The sequence below is a fragment of the Phenylobacterium sp. genome, from assembly GCF_044372605.1.
Classification (GTDB): Bacteria; Pseudomonadota; Alphaproteobacteria; order Caulobacterales; family Caulobacteraceae; genus Phenylobacterium.
Genome location: NZ_JBILRO010000141.1, coordinates 1 through 8,756, shown reverse-complemented (window position 1 = coordinate 8,756; position 8,756 = coordinate 1). Strand labels below are relative to the sequence as shown.

The 8,756-nt window shown below is 67.1% G+C and carries 11 protein-coding genes; all 11 read left to right on the top strand.

Annotated features, from left to right (window positions below):
- Positions 1 to 64 precede the first annotated feature (64 nt).
- A complete protein-coding gene (gene rpmA, locus ACIQ42_RS11950; protein WP_397403435.1) occupies positions 65 to 343 on the top strand; it encodes a 50S ribosomal protein L27 in 279 nt (92 codons plus the stop codon).
- A gap of 134 nt (positions 344 to 477) precedes the next feature.
- The gene (locus ACIQ42_RS11945) at positions 478 to 885 is read left to right on the top strand and encodes a GNAT family N-acetyltransferase (RefSeq protein ID WP_397422415.1); all 408 of its coding nucleotides are present in this window, start codon (positions 478 to 480) and stop codon (positions 883 to 885) included.
- 19 nt (positions 886 to 904) lie between these two features.
- The gene (locus tag ACIQ42_RS11940) at positions 905 to 1,450 is read left to right on the top strand and encodes a biotin transporter BioY (RefSeq protein WP_397422414.1); all 546 of its coding nucleotides are present in this window, start codon (positions 905 to 907) and stop codon (positions 1,448 to 1,450) included.
- The gene (gene obgE / locus ACIQ42_RS11935) at positions 1,447 to 2,484 is read left to right on the top strand and encodes a GTPase ObgE (RefSeq protein ID WP_397403441.1); all 1,038 of its coding nucleotides are present in this window, start codon (positions 1,447 to 1,449) and stop codon (positions 2,482 to 2,484) included. Before ACIQ42_RS11940 ends, obgE begins: the two co-directional genes overlap by 4 nt.
- Positions 2,481 to 3,608, top strand: coding sequence for a glutamate 5-kinase (gene proB, locus ACIQ42_RS11930; protein ID WP_397422413.1), 1,128 nt, complete (start codon positions 2,481 to 2,483; stop codon positions 3,606 to 3,608). Before obgE ends, proB begins: the two co-directional genes overlap by 4 nt.
- Positions 3,609 to 3,637: 29 nt before the next feature.
- Entirely contained in the window at positions 3,638 to 5,206 is a 1,569-nt protein-coding gene (locus tag ACIQ42_RS11925) for an aldehyde dehydrogenase family protein (protein ID WP_397422412.1), read from the top strand.
- A 7-nt stretch (positions 5,207 to 5,213) separates the two neighbouring features.
- Positions 5,214 to 5,870: a nicotinate-nucleotide adenylyltransferase gene (locus tag ACIQ42_RS11920; RefSeq protein WP_397422410.1), complete on the top strand. Its 657-nt coding sequence runs from the start codon at positions 5,214 to 5,216 to the stop codon at positions 5,868 to 5,870.
- Positions 5,871 to 5,926: 56 nt separating this feature from the next.
- Positions 5,927 to 6,346 carry a ribosome silencing factor gene (rsfS, locus tag ACIQ42_RS11915; protein WP_397403476.1) on the top strand — a complete coding sequence of 140 codons (420 nt, stop codon included), beginning with the start codon at positions 5,927 to 5,929 and terminating at the stop codon, positions 6,344 to 6,346.
- Positions 6,347 to 6,590: 244 nt separating this feature from the next.
- Positions 6,591 to 7,631: an aspartate-semialdehyde dehydrogenase gene (locus tag ACIQ42_RS11910; protein WP_397422409.1), complete on the top strand. Its 1,041-nt coding sequence runs from the start codon at positions 6,591 to 6,593 to the stop codon at positions 7,629 to 7,631.
- 10 nt (positions 7,632 to 7,641) lie between these two features.
- A complete protein-coding gene (rlmH, locus tag ACIQ42_RS11905) occupies positions 7,642 to 8,106 on the top strand; it encodes a 23S rRNA (pseudouridine(1915)-N(3))-methyltransferase RlmH (RefSeq protein ID WP_397422408.1) in 465 nt (154 codons plus the stop codon).
- Positions 8,106 to 8,756 (top strand): murein hydrolase activator EnvC family protein (locus ACIQ42_RS11900; RefSeq protein ID WP_397422407.1); only part of this gene is annotated, 651 nt, incomplete at its 3' end. The genes rlmH and ACIQ42_RS11900, both read left to right, overlap by 1 nt.

Genomic DNA, 8,756 nt, shown 5'->3' with positions numbered 1-8,756 from the left:
CCGCCAAGAAGGACACGTCGGCCGAGTAATCGGGCGGCTCAACGGTTAGGAACAGGAGCACACAATGGCTCACAAGAAATCAGGCGGTTCATCCCGCAACGGTCGCGACAGCGCCGGCCGCCGTCTCGGCGTCAAGAAGTTCGGTGGCGAGGCGATCAACGCTGGCTCGATCATCGTGCGCCAGCGCGGCACCAAGTTCTTCCCGGGCGAGAATGTCGGCATCGGCAAGGACCACACCCTCTTCGCGCTGATTACCGGCGCGGTGAAGTTCGTAACCAAGCGCAATGACCGCTGCTACGCCACCGTCGTCCCGGTGGACGCCAAGGTGATGGCAGCCGAATAGGCGGAACCTTCCTTTCGGTTCCGCCCTCTCTTCACAGATGGCGGACCGGCAAGACGACCCAGCGGGGAGTCCGGTCAGCCGGGCTCCCCGCTTTCGTTTTTGGACCCCCGGCAAGAGGGGTCGGGAGGTAAGACATGTGCATTCAGTCCTTCCAGCCGCAGGTAGCCACGCCGCGCCTGATCCTGCGCGCGCCGGTCATGGCCGAGGCGTCGGCCAGGGCCGCTGTGGCCTTTGACATCGAGCACCGCCAGTTCGGCGCCATCGGGCGGCTGGACTTCCATGAGGCCGTGCCCAGGCGCCCGGAACTGGACGTCTGGCTGGAGGGGTCGTTCCGGGGCCGGGGTTACGGGACCGAGGCGATGACCGCAGGCCTGCGCTGGGCGAGCCAGGCGTGGCGGCGCGGCGCGGTGTGGTCGGGCCATGCGGCACATGATCACGCAGCGGGACAGGCGCTGTGCAAGGCGGGCTTCCTCTACACCGGCGATGTCGTGCGTCGGGCCGATGCGGCGGCGCCCACCCGCATGATGGTCTGGCTGGCCTGACGTGCTAAGCGCTTCGCCCATGCCCGCCGCCACGTTTCCCAAGCGCCTGAGCGCGCTGTCGCCGCCCTGGCAGGGCGTGGCGGTGGCGCTCGGGGCCGGCCTGATGGCGCTGGCCTCGCAGCTGGCCATTCCCCTGCCGGAGGGGGTGGGTGTGCCGATCACGCTGCAGACCTATGCGCTGCTGGTGATGGCGGGGCTGCTGGGCGCGCGGCTGGCGCTGATCGCGGTGCTGGTCTGGCTGGTGATCGCCGCGCTTGGCGCACCGGTGCTGGCCGACGGGGCCGGCGGCTGGCGGGCGGTGACCGGCATCACGGCGGGCTTTCTGGTGGGCATGGCGGCGGCGGCCTGGATCTGCGGGCGCGGCGCCGAACGTGTCTCGGGGGTGTGGCCGCTGGCGGCGCTGTTCCTGGCGGGGCACGTGGTGGTGTTGATGCTGGGGTGGGCGGGGCTGGTCTCGTTCATGGACCCCGGCTCGGCGTTCGAATATGGCATCATGCCGTTCCTGCCCGGCGCCGTGGTGAAATCGCTCGCCGCCGCGCTCACCGTTCGATGGGTCGCCCGATGAAGTTCCTCGATCAGGTCAAGGTCTATGTGAAGAGCGGCAACGGCGGCGGCGGGGCCGTGTCGTTTCGCCGCGAGAAGTTCATCGAGTACGGCGGGCCGGACGGTGGCGACGGCGGGCGCGGCGGCGACGTCTGGATCGAGGCGGTGGAGGGGCTGAACACCCTGATCGACTTCCGCTACGCCCAGCACTTCCGCGCCGAGACGGGCGTGCACGGCATGGGCCGCAACCGCCACGGCGCCAATGGCGCCGATGTGGTCCTGAAAGTGCCGGTCGGCACCGAGGTCCTCGACGAGGACAAGGAACTGATCATCGACATGACCCACCTCGGCCAACGCGTCCTGCTCGCCCGCGGCGGCAACGGCGGCTTCGGCAACACCCACTTCAAGGGCCCCATCAACCAGGCCCCCAAACACGCCAACCCCGGCCTTGACGGCGAAGAAAAAGCGATCTGGCTTAGACTAAAGCTTATCGCAGATGTCGGACTTGTTGGCTTGCCTAACGCTGGCAAATCTACATTTCTTGCTGCATCAAGTGCTGCAAGACCCAAGATCGCAGCCTATCCATTCACCACCTTGACGCCAAATCTTGGAATGGTGGACCTTTCTATTGGCGAGCGATTCGTCATTGCTGATATCCCCGGCCTGATCGAGGGCGCCAGCGAAGGTGTGGGCATCGGCACGCGGTTTCTGGGCCATGTGGAGCGCACCGCAGTGCTGGTTCATCTGGTTGACGGCACCCAGGATGATGTCGCCCAGGCCTGGCGCACGGTGCGTCACGAACTTGAGGCCTATGGCGAAGGTCTGGAGGACAAGGACGAAATCCTGGCGCTGAACAAGATCGACGCGATGGATCCCGAGACCCAGGCTACGAAGGTCGCCGAGCTCGAGGCCGCCGCTGGCGTGAAGGTCCGGCTGGTGTCCGGTGCGGCCGGACATGGCGTGACCGAGCTGCTTCGTGAAGCCTACGCCCTGGTGCGGCAACGCAAGAGTGAAGCCGCCGCCGAGGGGGCCCCGCCCGAGGATTGGGCGCCTTGAGCGAACTGGCCACAGCCAAACGCATCGTCATCAAGGTCGGCTCCGCCCTGTTGGTCGGTCCCGATGGCGCAGCGGATGCCGCCTGGATGGCTGACTTCGCCGCCGATCTGGCGCGGATGCGCGCGCGCGGTCAGCAGGTGCTGGTTGTGTCGTCCGGTGCGGTGGCCCTCGGACGCAGGCGTCTTGGCCTCGGCAAACGCATCAGCCTGGCCGAGAAGCAGGCCGCCGCCGCCGCTGGCCAGTCGGCCCTCATGCGGGCCTGGGAGACGGCGCTGGAGCCGCACGGACTGGCCTGCGCCCAGATCCTTCTGACCCGTGATGACACCGAGATGCGCCGTCGCTGGCTGAACGCGCGCGCCACCCTGGATGCGCTGCTGGCGCTGGGTGTGATCCCGGTGATCAACGAGAACGATACGGTCGTCACCGAGGAAATCCGGGTTGGCGACAATGACCGCCTGTCGGCCCGCGTGGCCCAGCTGGTGGGTGCCGAGGCGCTGGTGCTGTTGTCGGATATCGAAGGGCTCTACACCGCCGATCCCCGTCGTGATCCCACCGCCGCCCACATCCCGCGGGTCACGCATCTGACACCCGAAATCGAGGCGATGGCCGGCGGCGCCAATACGACGGCAGGTGTGGGCACCGGTGGCATGGCGACAAAGCTGGCGGCAGCCCGGATCGCCGCCGCGGCTGGCTGCGCGACCTTCATCACGCTGGGCACCCGCCCGGGTCCTCTGGCGGCGGTGGAAGAGGGCGCTCGAGCCACCGTCATTGAACCCGACACCACGCCGGCAGCGGCCTACAAGGCCTGGATCGCCGGCTCCCTGTCGCCGACCGGTGCGCTGATTGTCGATGCCGGGGCGGCGGCGGCGGTGCGTCGGGGCAAGAGCCTGCTGGCCGCGGGCGTGACAGCCATCGAAGGTCGCTTCGACAAGGGAGATGCCGTGCTGGTCCGTGACGAGGCCGGGCTAGAGATCGCACGCGGCCTGATCCGATATGTCGACGAACACGCCCGGCGGATCGTTGGCCTGAAGTCAGCGGCGATCGAGCCGGCGCTCGGCTATACCTCCGGGCCGATGATCCATGCCGACGACCTCGCTCTAGCGGCGAGCCCACAGAGCGCGTAAGGCTCATTTGGAGCAAAAGGGTCGCCGCCGTGGACGACGCATCTTCAAGTCGAGCCATATCCGCCGCCCGCACGGGCCGGCTTGAAGCGCTTGCGCCCGGTCAGGGCATCCCTTTCGCGGGTGACCGCGTCGCTTTCGTGACGTCTGAGCTGGCTGATGCATTCCGCCCGGGTGATCGGTTGGTGGTCGTGCAGGACACTGGCGATCTGTTGCATATTCCGCAGGCCGAGGCCCGGGCCGCCGCCGCCGCTGTCGAATGCGCGGCAGCCGCCTTCGCCCGGATGGGTGAGGTCAGCGATGCTGCGATAACCGCTTTTTTCGAAGGGTTCGCACGGCGGCTGGAGGACGATGCCGTCTGGACCGCCATCGCCAACGCCAACCTTGGCGACGTCGAAAGCGCCCGGGCGCGGGGCCGGTCCATCACCCGTCTCGCCGTCTCGGAGACCATGCGACGCGACATGGTCGAGGGGCTCAGGGTCTGGCGTGACGCAGAGCCGCCGCGCGGCCGGCTGTTGGAACGCATCGAGCACCCCGGCTGGACCGTGGAGCAGATCATGGCCCCGTTGGGCGTGGTCGGTTTCGTATTCGAAGGTCGTCCCAACGTCTTCGCCGACGCCACTGGGGTAATACGCGCGGGCAATGCGGTCGTTTTCCGCATCGGGTCCGACGCCCTCGGCACCGCGCGCGCCATTGTAAGTCACGCGCTGGACCCGGCGCTGGCGGAGGCGGGCTTACCCCCGGGATCTGCGGTTCTGGTCGACAGTCCCGCCCATGCTGCGGGCTGGGCCATGTTCGCTGACAATCGGCTGGCGCTGGCTGTGGCGCGCGGATCGGGGCCGGCCGTCGCCCAACTGGGCGCAATCGCGCGCCAGGTCGGAACGCCTGTCAGCCTGCACGGCACGGGCGGCGCCTGGCTGGTGGCGGATGGGACCGCGGACGCTGACCGGTTCTTCGCCGCCGTCTACCATTCGCTGGATCGCAAGGTCTGCAATACGCTCAACGTCTGCTGCATCGTGGCATCACGGGCCGCTGACCTCTTGCCGGTGTTTCTGGATGCGCTGGCCCAGGCCGGAGAACGCCGCCGTGGCTGCAAGCTGCATGTGGCCGAAGCGGATCTGGTGCGACTGCCGGAGCCCTGGCGGACGGGCCGGGGAACCGTCATCCGTGCAGAGGGTCCGGTTGAGGAAGCCCTCGTCGATGTGCTCTCCGATGCCCAACTCGGTCGGGAGTGGGAATGGGAGGAGACGCCCGAAGTCAGTCTCAGGATCGTCGATAGCGTGGATGACGCGGTGGGACTGTTCAATGTCCACAGCCCGCGTTTCGCCGCGACGCTGATCGCCGAGGACCGAGCCGCCCAAGCCCGCTTCTACGCCACGATTGATGCGCCGTTCGTGGGCGACGGGTTCACCCGATGGGTGGATGGCCAGTACGCGCTGAACCGTCCGGAACTTGGTCTGTCCAACTGGCAGAACGGGCGGTTATTCGCCCGGGGCGGGGTGCTGGCGGGCGATGGCGTCTTCACGGTGCGGGTGCAGGTGCGTCAGTCTGATCCGGGCCTTGATCGCGGGGGCGCGACCACTCCGCCCCGCGCCGGTTAACCCCCGGATGCCCATGTGGTTCGCAGGTCAGGCGCGGCGCGCGCCGCTCGCTGGTCGACCCCAGGCGCTCAGGCTGGGGTTTGATCTTAAGCGCGGCATGACGGTGGGCCTCTATGGCGGATCGTTCAATCCCGCCCACGATGGCCATGCCCACGTCGCCGAGACCGCCAAACGCCGGCTAGGCCTTGACCGGGTGATCTGGTTGGTCTCTCCGCAAAACCCGCTGAAGCCGCGCCACGAGACCGCCGACCTTGCGGATCGGCTCGCCGGCGCGAGGGCTCTGGCCCAAGGCTATGGCATGTTGGTGGCGGCCGTGGAGACCCAGCTCGGCTCCAACTACACAATCGACACGATCCGGGGCCTGAAGGCCCGGTTTCCGGGGGTGAAGTTCGTTTGGATCATGGGTGCTGACAGTCTTGCCTCTTTCCACCGCTGGAAGGGCTGGACCCAGATCATGCATGAGGTTCCCATCGCGGTGGTCTCGCGGCCGTGGATTTCGTTGAGGAGCCGCTTTTCGCCGGCGGCCTTGCGCTTCGCCCGGTTCAGGAAATCACCTCAGAGCGGCCCCCGGCTTGCCTATGCCAAGACGCCGGCGTGGACCTTCCTGTTCGGTCGTTTCCACTTCCAGTCCTCCACGGCGCTCAGGGCTCGTCGCAAAGGCTGACCGCGCGTGCGTTCTGTGCTAGAGACCTTCCGGCGAGGACAAAAGGAGTTACCCCGCTGGACCCCAAACCTGCGTCACGTGCGCAAAAGGCCGCCGCGAGAGCCGAGGCCCCACAGGACATCGACAGCCGCATCACCGCCGTCGGGGATCTGATCCTCGGACGGTTGGATGACGATAAGGCCCAGGATGTCGTATTCATTGATCTCAAGGGTAAATCCCCGGTCGCCGACAGCCTTATCGTCGCGTCCGGCCGCTCGCAGCGACACGTCGGCGCGATGGCCGACCACCTGCTGCGCGCACTCAAGGAAGCCGGCTATGGCAAGTGCCGGGTTGAGGGTCTGCCCAGCGCCGACTGGGTGCTGATTGATACAGGGGATGTGATCGTCCACCTGTTCCGTCCTGAGGTCCGCAGCTTCTACAATATCGAGAAGATCTGGTCCGTGGACTCCGCCCACCGGGGTCTGGCGGTCGGCTGATCGCGCCTGCCCGATCACCGACTTCAGGCTTTACAGGGCCAATCCAGCCCTGTAATGGCGGCGACCATGTTCGCGACTGCGCAGAAAATTAGCCGCAAAATGACCCGCTCCGGCGGGGCGTTTGCGGCTGTGTGCGGGTTCTGATCGCAACATAACCGCAAAGCGCTCCGCCCGATGTGCGGGGCGCGGCGCTTTTCCAAAGCCGAACACCACGCACACGGGCCTCAACCCTCAAGAGGCTCCCATGCTGACCCAACCGTCCTATCGATCCCTGCGAAATCCCTCGGTTGCCATTGTTGGCGCCACCGGCGCCGTGGGCGTCGAACTGGTGAAGTGCCTGGAGGCGCGGGGGTTCCCGGCGTCCAGTCTCCGACTGCTCGCCTCTGCAAGGTCTGCGGGCCGGCAAATCCCCTATCGCGGCGAAGCTGTGTCGGTGGACGTACTGAACGCCGATAGTTTCGTCGGGGTCGACCTGGTGTTCTTCGCTGCCGACGCCGACACATCTAAGACCTATGCGCCCCTCGCGGTGACCGCCGGCGCAGTCGTCATCGACAACTCCTCGGCCTTCCGGATGGATCTGGATTGCCCACTGGTGACACCGGAGGTGAACCTCGAGACCCTGGTGGGTCACCGAGGGATCATCGCCAATCCCAACTGCGTAGCGATCCTGGCCTGCGTGGCCATTGCGCCGCTTCAGCGCCGGTTTGGTCTACGACGCCTGCAGATCGCGACCTATCAGGCCGCCTCCGGGGCGGGGCAGCCGGCGATGGAGGAACTGGCCGCGTCCACCCGCGCGCATCTGGCCGGCGAGGCCTATCCGCCGCAGGTGCTGCGCCACCCCTACGCCTTCAACCTGTTCAGCCATGACGCCGAGGTCGATCCGCAAACCGGCTACAACGGCGAGGAGCTCAAGGTCATCGCAGAGACCCGCCGGATCCTCGGCAGCTTCAACCTTCCCATCGGCGTGACCTGCGTCCGGGTGCCGGTGCTGCGGGCGCATTCCATGGCGCTCAGTCTTGAGCTGGACGCTCCGGTAGCCCCGGCGGCGATCACCGAAGTGCTGGCCGAGGCCCCGGGCGTTAGGGTGGTCGATGACCGCGACGCCAACCACTTCCCTATGCCGGTCGAGGCGCAGGGGCAGGGCGACGTACTGGTGGGCCGCATCCGGCGCGACCTGGGTGATCCTTCTGGCCGTTCTGTGGCGCTGTTCCTGGCGGGCGACCAACTGCTGAAGGGCGCAGCGCTCAACGCGGTTCAGATCGCCGAACAGTTGCTGATCGCGTAAGCTCCCTCGCGTGAAGATCGCAGTCGTCGCCATCGGCCGGTTGGCCCGCTCGCCGGAGACCGGGCTGGTAAAGCTATACGCCGACCGGGCGACGGCGGCGGGGCGCGCGTTGGGCCTTGGTCCGGTTGAGGTCATCGAGGTCGAGAGCCGCAAACCCGGCAAGGCTGCCGAGGCCGAGGCTCTGCGTCCACACCTGGTCGACGCTCACGTGATCGCCTGCGATGAACGCGGCAGGACCCGGGCCTCCCGCGTCTTCGCCGAGGAGATCGCGACGCTCCGGGATCGTGGCGTACGTCGGCTGGTCTTCCTGATCGGCGGCGCCGACGGTCTGGCGCCCGATCTTGTGCAGGCCGTCCAGGGTAACCTGGCATTTGGGCCCCAGACATGGCCCCATGCGCTGGCGCGGGTGATGCTCTGTGAACAGATCTATCGAGCAGTCTCGATTCTCGGCGGATCGCCGTATCATAGGGATTGATGCGACGGATTCTGCTCCTTGGCGCGACGGGCGTGATGCTGGTCGGCGCGGCCGCGATGGCTGCGACGACCGAAAAGCTGGCGCGACTGAACATCGCAGAAACCGAGTTGGCGGTTGATCAGGGCGTCAACATGCATCGCCTGTCGCGCCTGCTTTCGGTGCTGCAGCAACTGAGGCGCGACCCGCCGCCCGCCCTGCTGGTTTCGCCTCAGGACGCCCGTGATGCAGTCCGCGCCGCGATCCTCGTCAAGGCCATCACGCCGGAACTTCAAGCCCGCGCACAGGGTTTCGCCGAAAACGCCACAGAGGTGATGCGCCAGCGCCGGCTTGCGGCAGCGCAGAGCGAGGCCCTGTTTGAACGTGACAGCCTGATGGCGGATTCCCAGCCGGAACCTGACGCGGCGACCGGGATCGGCATGGGGCGCGATGGATCTGAAGCCCTCACGCCGCCTGCCCGCCTCATCGTTCCGGTCAAAGGCGCAGTGATCGGCCGGTTTGGCGCCGAGATCGCCGGCGGCGGCCGATCCAATGGCCTGACATTCAGGTCTGACAAAGGCGAACGTGCGTTGAGCCCCGCTGCCGGGCTGGTTCAGTATGTGGGGCCGGTGAAAGGCTGGGATGTCATCGTGATATTAAGACTAGCCGGTGGA